A 20,651-nucleotide genomic window follows, 5' to 3' on the forward strand; every position below is an offset into this window, starting at 1 on the left:
CGCCAGCCCGCATCCGGGCCGAGTTGGTTGGCTGTCCCGCATGAAGTTCTCACACCGTGACAGAGCCCTGCGTTTCCGCGAGTCGCACACCGACGGCCGGGTGCTGGTTCTGCCCACCGCCTGGGACGTCGCCAGCGCATGCCTCATCGAGGACGCCGGGGCTGACGCGATCGCCACCACCAGCGCGGGCGTCGCCTGGAGCCTCGGCGCCGCCGACGGGAACCGGCTCGGCCGCGACCGTGCCCTCGACCTCGTCGCCCGCATCGTCTCCGCGGTCGACGTCCCCGTCACCGCCGACATCGAAGGCGGCTACGCGAGCGACCCGGACGGGGTGGCCGAAACCGTTCGGGAGGTGCTCGCCGCGGGCGCCGTGGGAATCAACATCGAAGACGGCCACGCCCCGGTCCCGCGGCTGCGGCCGGTCGGGGAACAGTGCGAGCGGATCACCGCCGCCCGGCGGGCCGCCGACGCCGTCCAGGTGCCGATGTTCCTCAACGCGCGCGTCGACACCTACCTTCTGGCCGCCGGTGATCCGGCCACCCGTCTGCGGGACACCGTGGACCGCGCGGTGGCCTACGTCGCCGCGGGCGCCGACGGGATCTTCGTGCCGGGGGTCACCGATCCGGAGACGGTGTCGGCCCTCGTCCGGGAGGTTCCGGTGCCGCTCAACATCATGGCCGGCCCGGGGGCGCCCACGATCGGTGAGCTGGCCGAGCTCGGGGTCGGCCGTGTCAGCCTCGGCCCGGCGATCGCCCTCGCCACCCATGCCCTCGTCCGGCGCGGCGTCCGGGAGTTGCTCACCGCCGGTACCTACACGGCCTTCGCCGAGGCGATGGACTACGGGGAGGTCAACGCCCTCGTGGATCGTCCGGGAGAGGCCGGTGACCGGCCGCTTCCCGTTGAGAATGAGGGGGCGAGGGCTCAGTAATAGCCCTTGGTGCCGTCGAGCAGTTCCCTGACGGTGTCGAGGTGGCCCACGTGCCGGGCGGTCTCCTCGACCATGTGGATCAGCATCCAGCGCAGGGTCGCGCCGGCCGACCGGTAGCCGGGGTGGCTGCCCACGTCGTCCAGCGCATGGGCGGCGATGATCTCGTTGGAGGTCCGGCACTGCTGTTCGAACTCGTCGAGCAGCCGGGCGAGCGGGACCCCCTCGACCCGCATGTCGGCGTCCTCCACGTTCTCGTCGAACTGCGGATTGCCGTCGGACGGGCGGCCCAGGAAGAGGACCTCGAACCAGCAGTGCTCGGTCCAGCGCATGTGGGAGACCAGCCCGGCCACCGTCATCAGCGGCGAGGCGGGCAGCACCGGCCGGTACGCGTCCTCCTCCGACAGCCCCTCACATTTCCACCGCACGAGCGCGCGCTGCATGTCGAGCCAGCCGACGAGCTGGGTCCGCTCATCGGCGACGAAGGGAGGACGAACACGAGGAAAGGTCATGGCCGCCGACGATACTTCGGTCTCCCACGGTGACGCACCACGTTTTGGCCGGGGGCCGGCTCCCGCGCCCGCCGTACCGGACGAGGCGCGTGTCCGGAGCCTCCGGGCGGCTGAGCGCGCCGCCCGGAGGGGAAAGGAACCGTGGCACTGTTTGACCTTCCAGCGGCTGGAGGCTCGACGATGTGCCGCATGGATCCGATCCCCGCGGAGATCACCCGCGACATCTACGGCATGCCCGCCTTCGTCTCACTGACCGTCGCCGACCTCGACCGCACGGTCGACTGGTACGTGAGCGGGCTGGACTTCATCTCGCTGTTCACCGTGCCCGGGCCCGGCGGTGAGCCCGCGCTGGTGCACCTGCGCCGCTGGCGGTACCAGGACATCCTGGTGCGTCCCGGCAAGGCCGACCCGGGGGAGGGGTGGACGATCGGGGTGATGGCCGATCTGGAGCAGCTCGACGTGCTCGCCGAGCGGGCCCGCGCCCACGGCGGCGGTACGGTCGACGGTCCCGCCGACACCCCGTGGAACACCAGGGACCTGCGCGTCACCGACCCGGACGGATACACCGTCGTCTACACGGCCCGGCGCGCGGAGGGCGACCGCGACACGCGCTTCAACGCGATGATGGAGGAGGAGGCCCGCCGGCAACTCGGCGGGTGATGTCCAAGCATCGGCCCCCTCAGAGCTACTTGCCCCGCGGCGTCGTCACCGGCTTCCCGGGACGGGAGGCGCCGGTGCGAAGCGGGTGCCGAGGGGTTTCCGGCGCTGTCAGAATCGGTGCCGACGACACCTCGGTCACGTACGGAGGGCGGCATGACACAGGACCTTTTCGTCGGCATCCCCGTCACCGACTACGCCGCAGCGTTGCCGTGGTACGAACGACTCTTCGGCCGGCGGCCCTCGTTCCTGCCGAACGACGTCGAGGCGGTGTGGGAAGTGGCCGAGAACCGGTACGTCTACATCGTGCAGGACCCGGAACGGGCGGGGAACGCCCTGGTGCTGTCGTTCGTCGACGACCTGGACGACCGGATCGCCGAGATCGCGCGGCGAGGCGTCGAGCCCGCCAGGCGCGAGACGTACGACGGCGGTGTGACCAAGGTGACCTACCGGGACGCGGAAGGCAACGAGATCAGCTTCGGCGGCGTTCCGGGATGACGCCCCCTCAGACCTGATCGCGGAACGCCGGAGGTCGAAGGCGTCCCTTCCGTGAGCCCCGGCCGGGAAACTGTCGTCGCGGTGCTCTAGCCTCCCGACCAGTTGATTGAGCTGGGCTTACCGGGAGAAAACGGCTATGACATACCTTGAGCTGTCCGAGGACGGCGGCGGAGCGCACAAGTTCTACGAGGCAGCCGTGTCCGGGACGCAGGTGACGATCACGTACGGGCGCATCGGCGAGGCGGGGCAGACGAGGGTCACCGACTTCCCGACCGCGGAGAAGGCCCAGGCCGCGGCGGCCAAGAAGATCGGCGAGAAGGTGCGCAAGGGCTACGCGCCCGCCGTGCGCGGGATGCGGCAGCGCAGGCCCGTCACCCGCAGGACCATCGTCAGCACCCGTTCCACCGCCCGGCAGGCGCCGGTCCTGTGGCGCTTCGACAGTGGTTCCGCCGCGTTCGGCATCTTCGTGGACGAGGAGCGTTGCTGGGTCGGAAACCAGCGTGGCGACGTCTACACCGTCACCCATTCCGGCACCGTGACCAGCCGTTTCCGGCTGCCGGAGGGCGTCAAGTGCATCGTGGCCGATGACTTCTGGATCTACGCGGGCTGCGACGACGGCACGGTGTACGACCTGAGCGGCAAGGTGCCGAGGGCGGCCTACGAGATCGCCGCCGACGTCGACATCTACTGGCTCGACATCCACGACGGCGTCCTCGGCGTCTCCGACCGGGCCGGACGGATCACCACGATCGACTACGAGGACGAGCTCCAGTGGGCACGCATGGGCCGGGGCGACTCCGCATGGATGGTCCGGTGCGACGAGGACGCGGTCTATCACGGCCACTCGGACGGCGTGGCGCGCTACGACGCCGACGGCACCCTCGTGTGGCAGACGCCGGAGGTGCGGGACGTGCTGTTCGGCTGGCAGGAGCGGGACGCGGTCTACGCCGGAACCGCCCGCCGTACCGTCCACCGGCTGGCCAAGAGCGACGGCCGTGTCGAGGCCGTCTACCGGTGCGACGGGCCCGTCTACTCCTGCGCGACCTCGCCCGGGGGCCGCTACGTCTTCGCCGGGGACAGTCACTCGTCGGTGTACTGCTTCGCCGCGTCGGGGGAGCGGCTGTGGAAGCTCGGCACCGGCTGCGGGTCGGCCTTCTCCATGCAGTTCTTCGACGAGCGCCTGTACATCGTCACCACCGACGGCTCCCTGGCGTGCATCGACGCGAGCGAGGCGGCGATCGCCGCCGCCTGCGGGGGCAGTGTGCCCGAGCGCGTCGACGTGAAGGCGGCCGCCTCGCTCGCGGCGGTGGAGCCGTCCGTCGTGCTGGAGACGGTCACCCACCCCGGGGACGGCGTGGTCGTGGAGTGCGTGCGCGAGGGTGAGCGCCTGCGCGTCCACGTGGTCAGCCCCGGCTACGAGTCGTGGAACGTGCAGTTCCCCAAGGCCGTCCGCGAGGCGGGCGCCCGCTACCTGGTCGAGGACGTGCGCCCCTCCGGCCGGGGCGGCTTCTACCGCGCCTACGGCGAGATCAGGCGACTGGTCTGAGCCCTCGTCCGGAGCCCGGACCCCCACGACCCGGCCGGGCGGACGGGCGTACGGTCGAGCGGCGGGATCACACACGGTGAGGCGGCAAGGGATCAGATGGTGGTTCGTGACGGGGTGGACGGGCGTCAGCCGATGGTTTCGGCCTCGGTGAGGTGATCGTACGTCGATGATTCCTCGTCGGTCTTCGCTCCCCGGGCCGGAGCGCGTCGTCGTGGAGGGATGAGGTGTGCCTGTGAACGACGGTCCCGAGGTTCCGTACATCGCGGTCCTGGTCTTCAGGACCGAGGTCGGCGGAGGCTACGCCCCTGCACGGTTCAGCGAGGACATCGTGCTGATCCGTGCCCGCTCCCCCGAGCGGGCGCGTGCCGTGGCGGAGACGCGGGGGCGGGAGGAGGAGACGTCCTACGCCAACGAATACGGCGAGACGGTCACCTGGGCCTTCGTCGGCGTGGCCGACGTGCGGGAAGCCCTGTACGACTCGCTCGACGAGAACGTGACCCTCTACTCCAGGAGCTTCGACGACCTGGCGCGGTATCGGCAGGTCTTCTCCTCGGACCTCGCGCCACACGACAGCGAGCCGTGACCCCGGAGGCGAGCCCTGGTTCCGGGGTACGAGAGACCGTCGTCAGTTCGCCGGCCCGGCCCGTTCCGCGGTCGCCCGTGCTTCGCGCGCCCGCCATTCCTCGGCCAGCACCGACCAGACCTGGATGTCGATGCGACCGCCGTCGCCCGGGTACGCCTGGCGCAGGGTGCCGTCGAGGGACATGCCCAGCCGCTTCGCCGTGTTGACGCTGCGGGCGTTGTGGGCGTTGGTCCGCCACTCCACGCGCTGGACGCCGCGTTCCTCCACCGCCCAGCCGATGATCCGTTCGGCGGCGCGGGTGACCAGTCCGCGCCCCTCGGCGGCGGGCTCCAGCCAGCAGCCCGCCTCGCAGACGCCCAGCGCGGCGTCGAACGACACGAACAGCACGCCGCCGACGAGCGTGCCCTCCAGCCAGATCCCCCAGATGCCGCCCGAGTCCCGCGCCCATTTGTCGGCGTAGCGCTGCAGCAGGGCGCGGGCCCCGGCGACGTCGGAGGCCGCGAACAGCGGCGACACCCACGGCGTGATGTGCTCACGCGCCCGCTCCAGGTGGGCGAGGAACTCCTCGGCCCTCCAGGGATCGAGCGGCCGCAGCTCGGCGTGCTCGGTGAGCGGCAGGGTGAACATCCGGCCTCCTGGGGTCATCACGGGCGTCGGGTACGAACGCTAACGGATCATGACCCTGGATGACACCGGTTATGACGCCCGCCGTCCCGGTGCCCACCACCGTGCCGGACCGGTTCCCCTCCCGGGACCTCAGAAGGGAGGCACCGGGGCGGCCGGTGCCGCGGGCGCGCCCGGTGACCGGGAACCCGCCGGCAGCAGCGGCTCGCAGGCCTTCACCGCCGCCCCGTACTTCCGGGACATGACGTCGACGCGTTCTCCCCTGATGTCGAGGTCGACCAGCCCGTCGGAGGAGAACGAGACCTCGGGGAAGCCGGGCAGCCCGTGCGAGCGCATGCACGCGGTGAACCTCCCCGCGCCGTCGGCGGGGTCCCCAGCCGAGGAAGCCGCCACCCCGCCCGTTCCCGCCGCGAACGCCGCGAGTACTACGGCGGTGAGTACCGCGGCGGCGAGCACCCCCTTTTTGACCGTCGAGTCGAACATGATCACTCCTTTCGGTTCCGTCGGTGCGTCCAGACAAGCCGAGGGCCGGTTACCGGACCGCAACGGCGACGGTCACCCCGCTGTAACCGGGCGACGAGGATGCTGGGGATCATGAGGGTGCTGATCGTCGAAGACCACGAGGAACTGGCCCTGACGGTGGCCACGGGGCTGCGCCGTGAGGGCATGGCCGTCGACGTCGCGCTGGACGGCCACGCCGCGCTCGACCGCACCTCGGCCAACCACTACGACGTGGTCGTCCTCGATCGGGACCTGCCCGGTCTGCACGGCGACGAGGTGTGCAGGTCGCTGGTCGGCGCCGGTCACCCGGCGCGGGTGCTGATGCTCACCGCCGCCGGGACGATCGACGACAGGGTGACCGGGCTGGGCATCGGCGCCGACGACTACCTTCCCAAACCGTTCGCCTTCGCCGAGCTGGTCGCCCGGATCCGGGCGCTGGTCAGACGGGCCGGCCCGGTGCTCCCGCCGGTGCTCGTCCGTGATGGACTGCGGCTGGATCCGGCCACCCGGATCGCCACCCGTGACGGACGCCGGCTGTCGCTGAGCCCCAAGGAGTTCGCCGTGCTGGAGCTGCTCCTGGCGGCCGGAGGCGCGGTGGTCTCCGCCGAGCAGCTGCTGGAGCGGTGCTGGGACGAGTTCGCCGACCCGTTCACGCAGACCGTGAAGGTGACGATCAGCAGGCTGCGCCGTAAACTCGGCGACCCGCCGCTGATCGAGACGGTCCCGCAGGCCGGATACCGGATATGAGGCGGACGGTACGGCTGCGCCTGGCCCTGCTCTACAGCGGCCTGTTCCTGGTGGCGGGAGCGCTGCTGGTCGCGCTCATCTACGTCCTGGTCGAGTTCTCCCCCTTTCCCGGTCCGCCTGCCGCTCCCGCGCCGCCCGGCGGACCCGTACCGTCCGTACGGGCGCCCGGGCCGGAGCAGACCGACCACCTACGCCGGCTGCTGGTCAACTCCCTGATCGCACTGGTGGTCATGGCGTTCGCGGCGACGCTGCTGGGCTGGCACATGGCCGGCCGTGTGCTGCGGCCGCTGGGGGAGATGACCGCCACGGTCCGGCGCATCACGGCCGACCGGCTCGACCGGCGGCTGGCCGCGTCCGGGCCGGACGACGAGCTCAAGGAGCTGGCCGACACCTTCGATGAGCTGCTGGACCGGCTGGAGGCCGCGTTCACCGCGCAGCGGCGGTTCGTCGCCAACGCCTCCCACGAACTACGCACCCCGCTGACACTGCAGCGGGCCATGGCCGAGGTGGCACTCGCCGACCCGGCGGCCGACACGGAGTCCCTCCGGAAGGTCCTGGAACGCGTGCTGGTCGCGGGCAGGAACCAGGAGAGGCTCATCGAGGCCCTGCTCACGCTGGCCCGCAGCCAGCAGGGCCTACAGCATCGGCAGTCCTTCGACCTGGCCGAGATCGCCGGTCAGGCCATCGGCCACCGCGACGACCAGGGGCCTCGCGTCGAGTCCGTCCTGCGGCAGGCTCCCGGCCACGGTGATCGCGCCCTGGTCGAGCGCCTGGCCGGCAACCTGCTGGACAACGCTCTGCGGCACAACGTGCCCGGTGGGTGGGTGAGGGTGGAGACCGCCGTACGGTACGGACGTCCCACCCTCAGGGTCTCCAACAGCGGTCCGGTGATCCCGGCCGACCGGCTGCCCGTGCTCCTGCAGCCCTTCCAGCGCCTGGAGGCCGGCCGGAAGGCCGGTGGTGAGGGCCTGGGGCTGGGCCTGTCGATCGTGGCCGCCATCGTCGAGGCGCACCGGGGCACGTTGGAGATCCGCCCCCTTCCGGCGGGAGGGCTCGACGTGAGCGTCACCCTCGACCGTCCCGGTGCCTGAGCGGACCCGTGGCGGACACGCGGCCGGCGTCACGGCCGCCCTCGGCTGACGCCGCCGACGCCGGGGCGAGCGGGGAGCCAGGAGGTCATCAGGGTCGGTCCCACCGGTAGCGGCGTTCCGGGCGTCCCGTGGCACCGTACTTCAGGGAGACACGGACGTGTCCCAGGGTGACGAGATGCTCCAGGTAGCGGCGGGCGCTGACCCGGGAGATCCCCACGCGGGAGGCGCACTCCCCGGCCGACAACGTGCCGCCCGCGGCGCACAGCTCCCGCCGGACCAGCTCGGCCGTCTCCACGCTCATGCCCTTGGGCAGAGCGGGGGAGGGCGACGGCCCGGCCCCGGCGATGACCCGGTCCACGTCGGCCTGACTGCTGATGACCACGCTGCCCAGGTCGGCCCGCCGGGCGGCGTACCGCTCCAGCCGTACGCGCAGGTCGTCGAAGTCGAACGGCTTGAGGAGGTAGCTGTTCACCCCCTGCCGGGCGGCGCCGCGGACCGTCTCCATCTCGCGCGCCGCGCTGATCACGATGATGTCGCAGTCGTGTCCCCCGGCACGGATCCGGCCGATGACGTCCAGGCCGAAGAGGTCGGGCAGATAGAGGTCGAGCAACACGAGATCCGGGCGCAGCTCGCCGACACGGGTGAGGGCCTGCTCCCCGGTGCCGGCCGTGCCCACCACGCGGAACCCGTCGACCTTGCCGACGAATCCGCTGTTGATCCTCGCGACCATGAAGTCGTCGTCGACCACGAGCACGTCGATCACAGGGACACCTCCAGCAGTTCCCGGGGCACGCGGCCGACGGACATCCGGGCGGTGAACATCGCCCCATCGGCGGTGTTGGTGACGGCCACCTCGCCGCCGCGGCGGCGGCAGACGAGCTGCGTGAGCGCCAGTCCGATCCCTCGCTCGCCCCCCAGGGCGGCCTTGGTGGTGAAGCCCCGGGTGAAGACCTCCCGGGCGAGCTCGGGGGCGACGCCGGGGCCGGAGTCGCGCACCACGATCTCGACGCTGGAGGCGTCCTGGCGCAGCTCGACCTCCACCCACGCTTCCGGCTCCCCGCTCGCGGCGCCCGCCACGTCGACCGCGGCCTCGATGGCGTTGTCGACCAGGTTGCCCGTGACCGTCGCCACGTCGGCCGCGTCCACCGGGTCCAGCCGGTCCAGGGTGGTGCGGTCGGACAGCCGGAGCTCGACCCGGCGTTCGGCCGCGAGCGCGGACTTCGCCGTCAGCAGCGCGGCGACCGCGTTGTCGCGGACCCGGGTGGCCAGGGCCAGGTCGAGGGACTCGCGATGCTTCCTCAGCGCCCGGATGTACCGGACGACCTCGTCGTGCTCGTCCACCTGGATCAGGCCCGAGATGACGTGGAGCTGGTTGGCGAACTCGTGGGCCTGGGCGCGCAGCAGCTCGGTGGAGCTGCGGAAGGACCCCAGCTCGCGTTCCAGCTGGGCCAGTTCGGTCCGGTCGCGCAGGGTGGTCACCGAGCCGAGGCGCCGGCCGTCCTTGACGACGCTCATCCGGTTCATGACCAGCACCCGCCCGCGGTAGATGACGATCTCGTCGCGGGCCTCCTCGTTCCCGGCGAGCACGTCGTACAGGCGTCCCTCGACGCCGAGCGCCCGCAGGGTCATCCCCACGCAGTGGCCGGGGAGATCCAGCAGCGTCCGGCCCATGTCGTTGACCAGCGTGAGCCGCAACTGCGGGTCGAGCGCGACGACGCCTTCGGCGATGCCGTGCAGCATGGCCTCCCGGTGCTCGGCGAGCCCCGCGATCTCACGCGGCTCCATGCCGAGGGTCTGCCGTTTGATGCGCCGGGCCAGCAACCAGGAGCCCAGCACACCCAGCGCGCTGGCGACCCCCAGGTGGACCAGCAGGTAGGACGACGCGCCGACCAGACGCTGCCAGGCGGTGGGAGCGGCGACCCCGATCATCACGGTCCCGAGGTGGCGGCCGTGATCCTCCGGCTCGGCCCCCAGCACCGGGACCTGGGCGACCAGCTCACGGGTCCCGCCGACCAGGAGGTAACCGGACCAGCCCCGGGTCCGGGCGGCGCCGGGAGCGCTCAGCGGCAGGGGCGTCCCGAGCAGCGTGGCGTCCGAGGAGCCGACGATCCTGCCGCCGACGTCGGCGATCGAGACGGAGGTGACGCCGGATTCGGTGAGCGTCGACTGCACCAGCGGGGCGAGCACCTCGGCGGGCGCCGGCTGGTCGATCTGGCTGCGGACCAGGGGGTTCCACGACAGCTGCTCGGCCAGCGCCGTCACCCGGCGCCCCTCGACCCGGTCGAAGGTCGCCTCGGACTGGGCCAGCGAGATGGCGCCGACGGCGAACAGCACCACCACGACGATGACGAGCTGCAGGGCCAGCAACTCGCCCGCCAGGGTCGGGCCACGAGATCTCATGACCACAATGAACTCAATCTCCGCTGCTCACAGAAGGAAGACGGCCTGCCGCCCGACTCGCATAATCATGGCCCGAAACCTCTCACCAGGAAAGAGACGATTGTGAGAAACCGGATCAACGTTCTCCTCGCCGCCCTCGCGGCGCTGTCGGCCCTGGCGGCAGGGGGCTGTGGCGCGACGGCGGAGAAGGGAACCGGCGCGGCGGCGGCCGGCGGCCCGGTCACCGGGCTGCGCCTCATGGTGCCCAACACCCCCGGAGGGGGATACGACACCACCGCGCGGACGGCGGCCAAGGTCATGGAGGACGCGAAGATCGCTTCGGGCGTCCAGGTGTTCAACCTTCCCGGCGCGGGCGGCACGGTGGGCCTCCAGCGGATGATCAACGAGAAGGGCAACGGCAAACTGGCCATGCAGATGGGCCTGGGGGTCGTCGGCGCGTCGTACACGTCCAAGTCGGAGGCGACGCTGTCCCAGACCACCCCCCTCGCCAAGCTCATCGAGGAGGCCGGCGCGATCGTCGTGTCGAAGGACTCGCCGTACCGGACGATCGAGGACCTCGTCGCCGCCTGGAAGAAGGACCCGAAGAAGGTCACGGTCGGCGGCGGCTCGTCGCCGGGAGGGCCGGACCACCTGCTGCCGATGCGGCTGGCCAAGGTCGTCGGGATCGACCCCCGGCAGGTCAACTACGTCTCCTACGACGGCGGCGGCGAACTGCTGCCGGCGATCCTCGGCGACAAGGTCGGCTTCGGCGCGAGCGGCTACAGCGAGTTCCTGGACCAGGTGAACGCCGGCCAGCTGAGGGTGCTGGCGGTGACCAGCACGGAGCCGGTCCCGGTGCTGAAGGACGTCCCCACCCTCAAGGCGTCGGGCATCGATCTGGTCTTCACGAACTGGCGCGGGATCGTGGCCCCGCCCGGCATCGGCGACGCCGACAGGCGGATGTGGATCGACGCGCTCACCCGGATGCACGACTCGCAGCAGTGGAAGGCCGAGCTGACCAAGCGCGGCTGGACCGACTCCTTCGTCACCGGCGACCCGTTCGCCGCCTACCTGGCCGAGCAGGACAAGAGCGTCGCCTCCATCCTCGCAGAGCTCGGGCTGGCATGAGCGAGCAAGAACCCGCCCACGGGCACGGCGCGAGCCGCGAGGGCGACCGTACGAGCGTGCGGGCGGACGAGCGGCGCTCACCGGGTGAGCGGCCTTCACCGGACGAGCGGACCTCGCTCGGCGACGGGCCTCGGAGCGGGGACCGCGCGCAGTACGGCGTGTGCGCGTTCCTCGCCCTGCTGGGCGCGCTGGTGATCGTCGACGCCCTCAGCATCACCCCCCTGACCAGCAGCAACGACCCCATCGGCCCCCGTTCGGTGCCGGTGCTCCTGGGTGTGGCCCTTCTGGTGGTCGCGGTCGTGTACGGCGTGGACGTCGCGAGGGGAGGCCGCGGCGAGCCGGAGGCAGGTGAGGACGTGGACCTGTCCACCGCGATGGACTGGCGGACGGTCCTGCTGCTGGCGGGCGCCTTCGCGGCCAACGCCGTGCTGATCGAGCCCCTCGGCTGGGTCATCAGCGGGACCGTCATGTTCTGGGGGGCGGCCTTCGCCCTGGGCAACAGGCACCACGTGCGTGGCCTGATGATCGCGGTCGTGCTGTCGCTGGTCACGTTCTATGTGTTCGCGATCGGCCTCGGGGTCAATCTGCCGGCCGGCGTGCTGCAGGGGATTCTGTGATGGACAACCTCGGCCACCTGCTCGACGGGTTCGTCAACGTGCTGTCCCCGGGCAACCTGCTCATGGCGCTGCTCGGGGTGGTCGCCGGGACCGCCGTCGGGGTGCTTCCCGGCATCGGCCCGGCCATGACGGTCGCGCTGCTGCTTCCGGTGACATACGGCATGGACCCGACCCAGGCGTTCATCCTGTTCGCCGGCATCTACTACGGCGGCATGTACGGCGGTTCGACCACGTCCATCCTGCTCAACACGCCGGGTGAGTCGTCCTCGGTCATCACCTCGATCGAGGGCAACAAGATGGCCAAGGCCGGGAGGGCGGCGCAGGCGCTCGCAACCGCGGCCATCGGCTCGTTCGTCGCCGGCACCATTGCCACGCTGCTGCTCGTGTTCGTGACGCCGCTGGTGGTCACGTTCGCGGTCGGCCTCGGCGCACCCGAGTATTTCGCGATCATGCTGCTGGCCTTCGTCGCGGTGTCGGTGACGCTCGGCTCCTCGCGTGTGCGCGGCTTCGCCTCGCTGCTGCTGGGGCTGGTGATCGGCCTGATCGGCATCGACGGAGTCACGGGCCGGCAGCGGCTCACGCTGGGAATCCCGCAGCTCGCGGACGGCATCGACGTGGTCGTCGTCGCCGTCGGGATCTTCGCCGTGGGGGAGGCGCTGTGGGTGGCCGCGCACATGCGCCGCAAGGCCATGCCGGTCATCCCGGTCGGCCGGCCTTGGCTGGGCGCCGAGGACTGGCGCAGATCGTGGAGGCCCTGGCTACGCGGTACCGCGCTCGGGTTCCCCTTCGGGGCGCTGCCCGGCTCCGGCGCGGAGATTCCGACCTTCCTCTCGTACGCCGTGGAGAAAAGGCTCGCCAGGCGGCCCGAGGAGTTCGGCCACGGCGCCATCGAAGGCGTCGCCGGACCCGAGGCGGCCAACAACGCCTCCGCCGCGGGAACGCTGGTGCCGATGCTGGCCATCGGACTGCCGACCACGGCGACGGCCGCGGTCATGCTCGCGGCCTTCGAGTCGTACGGCATCCAGCCCGGACCGCTGCTGCTCGAACGGCAGCCGGCCCTGGTCTGGACACTGATCGCGAGCCTGTTCATCGGCAACCTGCTGCTGCTCGTCCTCAACCTGCCACTCGCACCGGCCTGGGCGAAGCTGCTGCGCGTTCCCCGGCCCTACCTGTACGCGGGCATCCTGTTCTTCGCGTCCATGGGGGCCTACGCGGTCAACTCCCAGCCGTTGGACCTCATCCTGCTGCTCCTCCTGGGGCTGCTCGGCTTCGCGATGCGGCGCTTCGGGCTGCCGGTGCTGCCGTTGATCGTCGGCGTGATCCTCGGACCGCGTGCGGAGCTCCAGGGCCGCCGGTCGCTGCAGCTGTCCGGCGGCGACCTGTCGGGCCTGGTCGGTGGCCCGCTGTCCATCGCGATCTACGCCGTTCTCGTGATCCTCCTGGCCTGGCCGCTGATCAAGCGGTTCGTCCCGGGGAAGGCGTTGTGACGGTTCCGGTGGGACGCCTTGCCCGTGGGAAGGCGAGCCGGAGCCGGGCGCACCGTCATGCGGACCCCTTTCCGGTGCCTCTGTAGCTCCAGACCAGAGGAGAAATGCCCAGGTAAATATGACTTTCGACCCATAAATGAGATAGACAGGAGGGGCAATTCCCCCGTCCGGCTCACGGCCACCGCCCAGCATCCGCCGACAGGCGCGGAAGAGTCCGCGCCCGGCGTCCGGCCGGAGCGTCCAATGACCAATCGGAAGTCGATCCGTCATGAGCACACACGTCCACGTCCGCCTCAGCCATGGGCTGTCCATGAGCGAGGACGGTGAGCTGGTCCGGCTGTCGCGCTGCCGGTGCGGCGCCGCATGGACCACCGCCTACTGGGCCGAGGAAGCAGACGCGGAGTAGTCCGCCCCCGGGGCGTCCCAGGCTCAGCTGGTGATCGCCATCATCACCTCGGCGGCCGTCGGCCGGTGCCGGGGATCTTTCGCCAGGCACCGCTCCACCGCGCCGCGCAGGGCCGGGGGCAGCACCGACAGGTCCGGATGGTGGCCGACGAGCATCCGGTGGACCTGCGGCAGCGACCCGCCCTCGAAGGCGTCCCGGCCGGTGGCGCCGTAGAGCATGGTCGAGGCCCAGCTGAAGATGTCGGAGGCCGGGCCGACCCGCTCGCCGGAGATCTGCTCCGGCGACATGTACGGCAGGGTGCCCCTGAGGTTGTCCGCCGAGGCCATCGCCATCCGGTCCAGCGCCCCGGCGACGCCGAAGTCGATCACCCGGGGCCCGTCCGGGCCGAGCAGGACGTTGGCCGGCTTGAAGTCCCGGTGCACGATACCCGCGGCGTGGATCCCCTTCAGCGCCGCGATCGTCCCGATCGCCAGCCGGGTCAGGCTGTCGCCGTTCCGGGGACCCTGCTCGTAGACCAGCTTGGCGAGAGAGGGCCCCGGCACGTACTCGGTGACGATGTAGACCAGGTCGTCCACGACCCCGGCGTCGAGGATCCGCGCGGTCGCGAAGGGACGCACCCGCCGGGCCATCTCCGCCTCCCGGAGGAAACGCTCACGCTGACCCGGGCCGCCGACCAGCCTGCCGTGCAGGACCTTGACCGCCACGGACTCGCCGTTCGGGCCCTTCGCCAGGTAGACGGAGCCCTGTCCGCCCGAGCCGAGCTGCCGCTCCGGCAGGTACGGTCCGATCGGCGGGAACGGGACGGGCGCCGGCCCGCCGGGCGCGATCCGCGGGGGCGGGGGCGTACCGGGGGGAGGCGGCGGAACCGGAGCGTTCCGCGGGGGAGGGGACGCGCCGCCCGAAGGCGGTGGAACCGGCGTGCTCCGCGAGGACGGGGGAGCGCTTCGCGAAGACGGATGCACGCTTTGCGAGGGCATGCTTCGCGAAGGCGGAGGCGCGCTTCGCGGAGGAGCGTTTCGCGGAGGCGGAGGTGCGCTTCGCGGAGGAGCGTTTCGCGGAGGCGGAGGTGCGCTTCGCGGGGGAGCGTTTCGCGGAGACGGGGGTGCGCTTCGCGAGGGAGCGCTTCGCGGGGACGGAGCCGGGGAGGCCGCCGGAGGTGGGGGAACCACCGGGGGCGGGACGGCGGGCGTCCGGGAGGCCGGCGGCTGAGGCGGCGGCGACGAAGGACGAGCCGGGTGCGGCGGTGAGGGGTTGCGCGCCGCGTGTCCTGGGCGGCGGAGATGCCCGGAGTCGTCGGGGTGTCCGGGGCGTCCCGGGTGTCCGGGACGGCCCGGAGGTTCGAAGCGTGCCGGACCCGGGGGACGGGGACCCGGCAGGGGCTGCCGGATCGCCATGGGCGGGCGGCCGGGCGCGAAGACGGCGGGTCGAAGGAACAGCGCGTGCGCCGTGCCGCCCAGCCAGCCCACGAGAGCCCACATCGCCGTGGCCGCGACATACCGGAAGCCTCCGCCGCCGGGGAGGCCCGCGGCGACGAAGTAGACCACCAGCAGCAGGCCGTACGCGCCCGCGGCGAGGGCCGCCGTCCGGCTGCGGAGCCGGGCGGCGGCGTGGCCGATGACGAAGGGGGTGGCGAGCCCGCAGGTGTACAGCGGGGCGAACGCCCAGGCGAAGCTCAGCGGTGTGCTCCGCGGCGCGGGGCCGCCGGGCATGTGCCCGCCGAACCCACCGGGTACGGGCCCGCCGGGGGCGCCGGGCATGCGTCCGCCGGGACCGCCGGGCGGCCCACCGGGGCCGGCGGGCATGGGCCCGCCGGGCACCTGCCCGCCGCGGCCACCGGCTCCACCGGCTCCACCGGCTCCACCGGGCATAGGGTCACCGGCTACATCGGGTACAGGGCCACCGGCTTCACCGGGTACGGGGACACCGGTCCCACCGGGTACGGGTCCGCCGGGTCCGCGCCCGCCGCCGGGTACGGGTCGGCCGGCGTCGCCGTGATGGGGAACGGAGGGGCCGCTGGCTGGGGGCACCCTGTGAATGATACGGCTCGCATTCCCGCACCGGCTCGATACGGCGCACCCCCGACCCACGGTCCGCATCCCCTGCCGGGTCTTCACCGGCTGGGGGCGGCGGAGCCGGGGAGACGGAGGACACCCGGGAAACAGAAGATCCCAGGCCACTGGCCTGGGATCTTTTGAGTGGACGATACTGGGATTGAACCAGTGACCTCTTCCGTGTCAGGGAAGCGCTCTCCCGCTGAGCTAATCGTCCGCGCCGGGATCGGAACATCGGGCGGTCTCCCGGATCCGCCGCCTCACCCCGGGAGGGGGAGGCTTCCGAGCGGAAGACGGGATTCGAACCCGCGACCCTCACCTTGGCAAGGTGATGCTCTACCACTGAGCCACTTCCGCGTGTTTCCGCCGGGCTTTCCGCCCCGCGGCGACGAGAGAACTCTAGCGGGTTTTCCGAGTGGTTGCGTAACCGTCACCCCGCGGGAGGGGGGGCGACCGGCGACCCGTCCGGCGTCCGGGCCCGGTGCCGTTCCCGCTCCACCGGGAACCGTCCGATCGGGAACCGGGCGGTGGGAACCGGGCAATGGAGAACTGACCGGTGGGGAACCGGCCCGCCCGGGAGCCGTGCCGGCCGGAGCCGATTCGTACCGCCGCGCGCCGTACGGTAGAAACACGAGGTGGAGTCGTTGAAGCTGGGAGCGCTCGAGGTCTGGCCGCCGGTGGTGCTCGCGCCCATGGCGGGGATCACGAACGCGCCGTTCCGCACACTCTGCCGCGAGCAGGGCGGCGGGCTGTTCGTCTGCGAGATGATCACGACGCGGGCGCTGGTGGAGCGCAACGCCAAGACGCTCAAGATGATCCGGTTCGCCCCGCAGGAGAAGCCCCGGAGCATCCAGCTGTACGGGGTCGACCCGGTGACCGTCGGCCGGGCCGTCCGCATGATCGCCGACGAGGACCTGGCCGACCACGTCGACCTCAACTTCGGCTGCCCGGTGCCCAAGGTGACCCGGCGGGGCGGCGGCTCGGCGCTGCCGTACAAGCGCAACCTGCTGCGGGCCATCCTGCGCGAGGCGGTGCGCAACGCCGGGACGCTCCCGGTGACCATGAAGATGCGCAAGGGCATCGACGACGACCACCTGACCTACCTCGACGCCGGGCGGATCGCCGTGGAGGAGGGCGTCTCGGCGATCGCGCTGCACGGCCGCACCGCGATCCAGCACTACGGCGGGACCGCCGACTGGTCGGCCATCGCCCGGCTGAAGGAGGCGGTGCCGGAGATCCCGGTGCTCGGCAACGGCGACATCTGGAGCGCCAGCGACGCGATGCGCATGATCGCCGAGACCGGGTGCGACGGCGTCGTCGTCGGCCGGGGCTGCCTGGGCCGCCCGTGGCTGTTCGCGGACCTGGCGGCGGCCTGCGAGGGCCGGGACGACCGCGCCCGGCCCACGCTGGGCGAGGTGGCCGCGACCATGGACCGGCACGCGACCCTGCTGGCCGAGGCGTTCGGCAACGAGCAGCACGCCGTGGCCGACTTCCGCAAGCACGTCGGCTGGTACCTCAAGGGCTTCGTCGTCGGCGCCGACCTGCGCCGCAACCTGGCCACCTCCTCCACCCTCGCCGGGCTGCGCGAGGGGCTGGCCGAACTCGACGCCGCCCAGCCCTGGCCCGACGGGGCCGACACCCCGCGCGGCAAGACCAACCCGCGCGACCGGGTCCACCTGCCCACCGGCTGGCTGGACGACCCCTACGAGATGGCGGTTCCCTGCGCCGACGCCGAGACCGACACCTCCGGCGGCTGACCGCCCGCCCGCCTTTTCCGGGGTTGCCCGCCGTCGCCGGTCCGCCCTGCTCCTCCCCGCCCACCGTCCGGGACGCCCGTTCGCCGCGTGGGGCGGGCGGAGGAAGTGATCGTAATGTGATCTTCTCTTGACTGGCCGCCGTCGGCTTCCCGGGTATCCACTGTCAGTGACCCGGCGGCTCACGGCTGGAGACGGCGTTTGACGGAGACCACGCCCACGGGGACCGGTGCGGCAGACGACCTGATCGCCGAATTCGATGCCGAGCGGCCGGCCCGGCGCCTGACCGGCCGCCTGGCCGCGGCCGTCACGGTCGTCGCGCTCTGCCTGTCGCTCTACGCGCTGTACCAGGTGTTCCGTCCCGGGCAGGTCCTGCCGTACCGGATGCTCTTCCTTGCGGTCGTGCTGCCGCTGACCTTCGTCTGCTACCGGCCGGGGCGGCGCGGCGGGGCCCGTCCGGGGGCCGCCGACTGGGCGCTCGCCGCGCTGTCCCTCGCGGCCTGCCTGTACCCGCTGATCGTGTTCGGCGACTTCATCCGGCGGGCCGCCGACCCCACGACCCTCGACGTGGCGGTGGGCGCGGTCATCGTGCTGCTGGTGCTGGAGGCGTGCCGGCGCACCGTCGGCTGGATCCTGCCGGCCGTCTGCCTGATCTTCCTGGCCTACGCCTACTACGGCGGCTACCTGCCCATCGACTGGGTCGTCGGGCACCGCGGCTACGACATCGACCGGATCGTCGTCGCCTCCGTGATGGGCACCGACGGCGTGTACGGCGTGCCGCTGGACGTGGCGGCCACCTACATCATCCTGTTCACGATCTACGGGGCGGTCCTCGACCACTCCGGCGCGGGCAGGTTCTTCGTGGACGTCTCCCTGGCCGCCTTCCGCCGCTCCCGCTCGGCGCCGGGCCGTACGGTCACCCTCGCCGGGTTCCTGCTCGGCACGGTCAGCGGCTCGGGTGTCGCGACGACGGTGAGCGTGGGCAGCGTCGCCTGGCCGATCCTGCGCCGGGCGGGCTACCCGCCGGAGCAGGGCGGGGGAGTGCTCGCCGCGGCGGGCATCGGCGCGATCCTGTCGCCGCCCACGCTGGGCGCGGCGGCGTTCATCATCGCCGAGTACCTCCGGGTGAGCTACCTGACGGTGCTGGTCTACGCGACGATCCCCACGCTCCTGTACTACCTGGGCATCTTCCTCGCCATCGAGATCGACGCCCGCAGGTACGGCACGCGGACGGTCGAGGTGGACGCGCCCCGGCTGTGGCCGCTGCTGCGCCGCTTCGGCTACCACTTCAGCTCGCTGTTCGTGATCGTCGTGCTGATGGCGCTGGGCCAGTCGCCGTTCCGCGCGGTCGTCTACGCCACGCTGCTGGCCTTCGCGCTGTCCTTCCTGGACCGCGACCACCGGCTGACCCCGCGCCGGGCGGCCGACGCGCTGGCCGCCGGCACCACGGGGGTGCTGCCGGTCGCGGCCACCTGCGCCGCGGCCGGACTGATCGTCGCCGTCGTCACCCTGACCGGCCTGGGCCTCAAGGCCGGCTCGCTGATCGTCGGCGCCTCCGGCGGGCAGCTCCTCCTCACCGCGCTGCTGTGCGCGCTGGCGGTGCTGATCCTGGGGCTGGCCGTGCCGGTGACCGCGTCGTTCGTCATCGCGGCGGTGATCATCGGGCCCGCGCTGACCGGCCTCGGGGTCACCCCGGCCGAGGCGTACATGTTCATCTTCTACTACGCGGTGCTGTCGGAGGTCAGCCCGCCCACGGCGCTGTCGGCCTTCGCGGCCTCGGCGATCACCGGCGGCAACGCGCACCGGACCATGCTGGCCACCTGGAAGTACACGCTTCCGGCGTTCCTGGTGCCGTTCGCGTTCGTGCTGACCCCGGCCGGCTCGGCGCTGCTCGCCCAGGGAGGGGCCGGGGAGATCCTGGCCGCCGCGGCGGTCTCGGCGCTCGCCGTGGCCGCGCTGGCCGCCGCCACCGGCGGCTGGCTGGCCGGTCCCGCCGGGCCGGCCGAGCGGGTGCTGTGCGGGGTGGCCGCCGTGCTGCTGCTGTTCCTGTCGCCCCTCCCGGCCCTGGCCGGGGCGGGCGTCCTCGTCCTCGCCATCGCACTGCATCTCGTCACACGAGCACGGGAGAGACGATCATGACCTTCAAACGCGTGGCGGCCGCGCTGGCCGCCGGGGCGCTGGCGCTGACGCTCGGCGGCTGCGGCGGCGACCGGTCGGCCGAGCGGGGGGCGGGCGGGACCGCCGCCCAGGGCGGACGTCTGTCGATCGCCACCGGCAACACCACCGGCGTCTACTACGTCCTGGGCGGCGGCCTGGCCGACCAGATCGGCAAGAACCTCCCCGGCTACCAGGCGACGGCCGAGGCGACCGGCGCCTCGGTGGAGAACATCCGGCGGGTGGTCAAGGGCGACTCCGACATCGCCTTCAGCCTCGCCGACTCGGCGGCCGACGCGGTGGCGGGCAAGGGGGCGTTCACCTCCCCCCAGCCGATCCGCGCGATCGCCCGCCTGTACGACAACTACACGCAGGTCGTGGCCACCACCGACTCCGGCGTGAAGTCCGTCGCCGACCTCAGGGGCAAGCGGGTCTCCACCGGCTCGCCCAACTCCGGCACCGAGGTCATCGCGCTGCGCATGCTCAAGGCGGCGGGCCTCGACCCCGAGGCGGACGTCACCCGCCAGTCGCTGGGCCTGCCGGAGAGCGTGCAGGGCATCAAGGACGGCACCCTCGACGCCCTGGTCTGGTCCGGCGGGCTGCCCACCCCCGGCGTCACCGACCTGCTGACCAGCATGAAGGACGAGGTCGCCTTCGTCCCGCTGGACTCCGTGCTGGAGCCGATGCGGGCCGAGCACGGCCCGGTCTACGCCGCGGGCACCATCGCCAAGGACGTCTACGCCACCCCGGCCGACGTGCCCACGATCGTCGTGCCGAACCTCCTCGTCGTGAACGAGAAGATGGACGCCGAGCTAGCGGGCGACCTGGCCGGGCTGCTGTTCGACCACAAGGCCGACCTGGAGAGGGTCCACCCGGCGGCCAGGGACATCACCCGGGAGAACGCCCCGAAGACCGACCCCGTGCCGTTGCACGACGGCGCGAAGAAGTACTACGGCTGACCGGTCCGCGGTACGGCGGTCCACCCGGCCCG

Annotated in this window: 20 protein-coding genes and 2 tRNA genes; 14 read left to right on the top strand and 8 right to left on the bottom strand. The window is 72.1% G+C overall.

Translation table 11 applies throughout. From position 1 onward, the window contains the following. Window positions 1-40 precede the first annotated feature (40 nt). Window positions 41-928, top strand: a complete 888-nt coding sequence (locus IEZ10_RS20825; protein ID WP_189248169.1) for an isocitrate lyase/PEP mutase family protein — start codon at window positions 41-43, stop codon at window positions 926-928. Here IEZ10_RS20825 and IEZ10_RS20830 read toward each other — a convergent pair. After that, window positions 922-1,437 carry a DinB family protein gene (locus IEZ10_RS20830; protein WP_189248170.1) on the bottom strand — a complete coding sequence of 172 codons (516 nt, stop codon included), beginning with the start codon at window positions 1,435-1,437 and terminating at the stop codon, window positions 922-924. The two genes, IEZ10_RS20825 and IEZ10_RS20830, sit on opposite strands and share 7 nt — an antisense overlap. Before the next feature lie 189 nt (window positions 1,438-1,626). On the opposite strand from IEZ10_RS20830, the gene IEZ10_RS20835 reads away from it, so the two are divergent. From IEZ10_RS20835 to IEZ10_RS20850, 4 genes are all read left to right on the top strand, one after another. After that, window positions 1,627-2,097 carry a VOC family protein gene (locus IEZ10_RS20835; RefSeq protein WP_189248171.1) on the top strand — a complete coding sequence of 157 codons (471 nt, stop codon included), beginning with the start codon at window positions 1,627-1,629 and terminating at the stop codon, window positions 2,095-2,097. Between the two features lie 153 nt (window positions 2,098-2,250). Next, a complete protein-coding gene (locus tag IEZ10_RS20840; RefSeq protein WP_189248172.1) occupies window positions 2,251-2,592 on the top strand; it encodes a VOC family protein in 342 nt (113 codons plus the stop codon). Window positions 2,593-2,728: 136 nt separating this feature from the next. Next, window positions 2,729-4,138 carry a WGR domain-containing protein gene (locus IEZ10_RS20845; RefSeq protein WP_189248173.1) on the top strand — a complete coding sequence of 470 codons (1,410 nt, stop codon included), beginning with the start codon at window positions 2,729-2,731 and terminating at the stop codon, window positions 4,136-4,138. 226 nt (window positions 4,139-4,364) lie between these two features. Continuing rightward, window positions 4,365-4,721 (top strand): DUF4288 domain-containing protein, encoded by a 357-nt coding sequence (locus IEZ10_RS20850; RefSeq protein WP_189248174.1) that lies wholly within the window; start codon window positions 4,365-4,367, stop codon window positions 4,719-4,721. Between the two features lie 42 nt (window positions 4,722-4,763). Here the strand turns inward: IEZ10_RS20850 and IEZ10_RS20855 are convergent, their stop codons facing one another. Together IEZ10_RS20855 and IEZ10_RS20860 are read right to left on the bottom strand one after the other, a co-directional pair. After that, window positions 4,764-5,348, bottom strand: a complete 585-nt coding sequence (locus IEZ10_RS20855; RefSeq protein WP_189248175.1) for a GNAT family N-acetyltransferase — start codon at window positions 5,346-5,348, stop codon at window positions 4,764-4,766. Between the two features lie 129 nt (window positions 5,349-5,477). Then, the gene (locus tag IEZ10_RS20860) at window positions 5,478-5,828 is read right to left on the bottom strand and encodes a hypothetical protein (protein WP_189248176.1); all 351 of its coding nucleotides are present in this window, start codon (window positions 5,826-5,828) and stop codon (window positions 5,478-5,480) included. 111 nt (window positions 5,829-5,939) lie between these two features. Here IEZ10_RS20860 and IEZ10_RS20865 point away from each other — a divergent pair, with 111 nt between their 5' ends. Together IEZ10_RS20865 and IEZ10_RS20870 are read left to right on the top strand one after the other, a co-directional pair. Beyond that, window positions 5,940-6,593, top strand: a complete 654-nt coding sequence (locus tag IEZ10_RS20865; protein WP_189248177.1) for a response regulator transcription factor — start codon at window positions 5,940-5,942, stop codon at window positions 6,591-6,593. Next, the gene (locus IEZ10_RS20870) at window positions 6,590-7,684 is read left to right on the top strand and encodes an ATP-binding protein (protein WP_189248178.1); all 1,095 of its coding nucleotides are present in this window, start codon (window positions 6,590-6,592) and stop codon (window positions 7,682-7,684) included. Before IEZ10_RS20865 ends, IEZ10_RS20870 begins: the two co-directional genes overlap by 4 nt. Window positions 7,685-7,772: 88 nt before the next feature. On the opposite strand, the gene IEZ10_RS20875 is transcribed toward IEZ10_RS20870, so the two are convergent. Next, window positions 7,773-8,447 carry a response regulator gene (locus tag IEZ10_RS20875; RefSeq protein ID WP_189248179.1) on the bottom strand — a complete coding sequence of 225 codons (675 nt, stop codon included), beginning with the start codon at window positions 8,445-8,447 and terminating at the stop codon, window positions 7,773-7,775. Beyond that, window positions 8,444-10,084 carry a sensor histidine kinase gene (locus tag IEZ10_RS20880; RefSeq protein WP_189248180.1) on the bottom strand — a complete coding sequence of 547 codons (1,641 nt, stop codon included), beginning with the start codon at window positions 10,082-10,084 and terminating at the stop codon, window positions 8,444-8,446. Before IEZ10_RS20880 ends, IEZ10_RS20875 begins: the two co-directional genes overlap by 4 nt. Window positions 10,085-10,186: 102 nt before the next feature. On the opposite strand from IEZ10_RS20880, the gene IEZ10_RS20885 reads away from it, so the two are divergent. The 4 genes from IEZ10_RS20885 to IEZ10_RS20900 all read left to right on the top strand — a co-directional run bounded on the left by IEZ10_RS20885 (window position 10,187) and on the right by IEZ10_RS20900 (window position 13,701). After that, a complete protein-coding gene (locus tag IEZ10_RS20885; RefSeq protein ID WP_189248181.1) occupies window positions 10,187-11,191 on the top strand; it encodes a Bug family tripartite tricarboxylate transporter substrate binding protein in 1,005 nt (334 codons plus the stop codon). Beyond that, window positions 11,188-11,808 (top strand): tripartite tricarboxylate transporter TctB family protein, encoded by a 621-nt coding sequence (locus IEZ10_RS20890; protein WP_189248182.1) that lies wholly within the window; start codon window positions 11,188-11,190, stop codon window positions 11,806-11,808. The genes IEZ10_RS20885 and IEZ10_RS20890 overlap by 4 nt, the downstream gene beginning before the upstream one ends. Beyond that, window positions 11,808-13,295 (top strand): tripartite tricarboxylate transporter permease, encoded by a 1,488-nt coding sequence (locus IEZ10_RS20895; RefSeq protein ID WP_189248183.1) that lies wholly within the window; start codon window positions 11,808-11,810, stop codon window positions 13,293-13,295. Before IEZ10_RS20890 ends, IEZ10_RS20895 begins: the two co-directional genes overlap by 1 nt. A 268-nt stretch (window positions 13,296-13,563) precedes the next feature. Then, window positions 13,564-13,701 (top strand): hypothetical protein, encoded by a 138-nt coding sequence (locus IEZ10_RS20900; protein ID WP_189248184.1) that lies wholly within the window; start codon window positions 13,564-13,566, stop codon window positions 13,699-13,701. A gap of 23 nt (window positions 13,702-13,724) precedes the next feature. Here the strand turns inward: IEZ10_RS20900 and IEZ10_RS40305 are convergent, their stop codons facing one another. The 3 genes from IEZ10_RS40305 to IEZ10_RS20915 all read right to left on the bottom strand — a co-directional run bounded on the left by IEZ10_RS40305 (window position 13,725) and on the right by IEZ10_RS20915 (window position 16,109). Then, window positions 13,725-15,797, bottom strand: a complete 2,073-nt coding sequence (locus IEZ10_RS40305; protein ID WP_308426287.1) for a serine/threonine-protein kinase — start codon at window positions 15,795-15,797, stop codon at window positions 13,725-13,727. 100 nt (window positions 15,798-15,897) lie between these two features. Further along, window positions 15,898-15,969, bottom strand: a tRNA-Val gene (locus tag IEZ10_RS20910). Window positions 15,970-16,037: 68 nt separating this feature from the next. Further along, window positions 16,038-16,109: transfer RNA gene (locus IEZ10_RS20915), tRNA-Gly, on the bottom strand. 278 nt (window positions 16,110-16,387) lie between these two features. Between IEZ10_RS20915 and dusB the strand changes: the two genes are divergently transcribed. The 3 genes from dusB to IEZ10_RS20930 all read left to right on the top strand — a co-directional run bounded on the left by dusB (window position 16,388) and on the right by IEZ10_RS20930 (window position 20,619). After that, a complete protein-coding gene (gene dusB / locus IEZ10_RS20920) occupies window positions 16,388-17,509 on the top strand; it encodes a tRNA dihydrouridine synthase DusB (RefSeq protein ID WP_189248186.1) in 1,122 nt (373 codons plus the stop codon). Between the two features lie 198 nt (window positions 17,510-17,707). Then, window positions 17,708-19,645 carry a TRAP transporter permease gene (locus tag IEZ10_RS20925; protein WP_229811472.1) on the top strand — a complete coding sequence of 646 codons (1,938 nt, stop codon included), beginning with the start codon at window positions 17,708-17,710 and terminating at the stop codon, window positions 19,643-19,645. Continuing rightward, complete coding sequence (locus tag IEZ10_RS20930; RefSeq protein ID WP_189248187.1) at window positions 19,642-20,619, top strand: TAXI family TRAP transporter solute-binding subunit; 978 nt, start codon at window positions 19,642-19,644, stop codon at window positions 20,617-20,619. The genes IEZ10_RS20925 and IEZ10_RS20930 overlap by 4 nt, the downstream gene beginning before the upstream one ends. Window positions 20,620-20,651: the final 32 nt, after the last annotated feature.

The sequence above is a fragment of the Streptosporangium pseudovulgare genome (assembly GCF_014648055.1).
In the GTDB taxonomy this organism is placed as follows: domain Bacteria; phylum Actinomycetota; class Actinomycetes; order Streptosporangiales; family Streptosporangiaceae; genus Streptosporangium; species Streptosporangium pseudovulgare.

Excerpts from the sequence above, each read along its gene's own strand:
- IEZ10_RS20900 (WP_189248184.1), top strand. The coding sequence starts at position 13,564 with ATGAGCACACACGTCCACGTCCGCCTCAGCCATGGGCTGTCCATGAGC.
- IEZ10_RS20825 (WP_189248169.1), top strand. The coding sequence starts at position 41 with ATGAAGTTCTCACACCGTGACAGAGCCCTGCGTTTCCGCGAGTCGCAC.
- IEZ10_RS20870 (WP_189248178.1), top strand. The coding sequence starts at position 6,590 with ATGAGGCGGACGGTACGGCTGCGCCTGGCCCTGCTCTACAGCGGCCTG.
- IEZ10_RS20835 (WP_189248171.1), top strand. The coding sequence starts at position 1,627 with ATGGATCCGATCCCCGCGGAGATCACCCGCGACATCTACGGCATGCCC.
- IEZ10_RS20840 (WP_189248172.1), top strand. The coding sequence starts at position 2,251 with ATGACACAGGACCTTTTCGTCGGCATCCCCGTCACCGACTACGCCGCA.
- IEZ10_RS20845 (WP_189248173.1), top strand. The coding sequence starts at position 2,729 with ATGACATACCTTGAGCTGTCCGAGGACGGCGGCGGAGCGCACAAGTTC.
- IEZ10_RS20865 (WP_189248177.1), top strand. The coding sequence starts at position 5,940 with ATGAGGGTGCTGATCGTCGAAGACCACGAGGAACTGGCCCTGACGGTG.
- IEZ10_RS20930 (WP_189248187.1), top strand. The coding sequence starts at position 19,642 with ATGACCTTCAAACGCGTGGCGGCCGCGCTGGCCGCCGGGGCGCTGGCG.
- IEZ10_RS20880 (WP_189248180.1), bottom strand. The coding sequence starts at position 10,084 with ATGAGATCTCGTGGCCCGACCCTGGCGGGCGAGTTGCTGGCCCTGCAG.
- IEZ10_RS20895 (WP_189248183.1), top strand. The coding sequence starts at position 11,808 with ATGGACAACCTCGGCCACCTGCTCGACGGGTTCGTCAACGTGCTGTCC.
- IEZ10_RS20830 (WP_189248170.1), bottom strand. The coding sequence starts at position 1,437 with ATGACCTTTCCTCGTGTTCGTCCTCCCTTCGTCGCCGATGAGCGGACC.
- IEZ10_RS20890 (WP_189248182.1), top strand. The coding sequence starts at position 11,188 with ATGAGCGAGCAAGAACCCGCCCACGGGCACGGCGCGAGCCGCGAGGGC.
- IEZ10_RS40305 (WP_308426287.1), bottom strand. The coding sequence starts at position 15,797 with ATGCGGACCGTGGGTCGGGGGTGCGCCGTATCGAGCCGGTGCGGGAAT.
- IEZ10_RS20860 (WP_189248176.1), bottom strand. The coding sequence starts at position 5,828 with ATGTTCGACTCGACGGTCAAAAAGGGGGTGCTCGCCGCCGCGGTACTC.
- IEZ10_RS20855 (WP_189248175.1), bottom strand. The coding sequence starts at position 5,348 with ATGTTCACCCTGCCGCTCACCGAGCACGCCGAGCTGCGGCCGCTCGAT.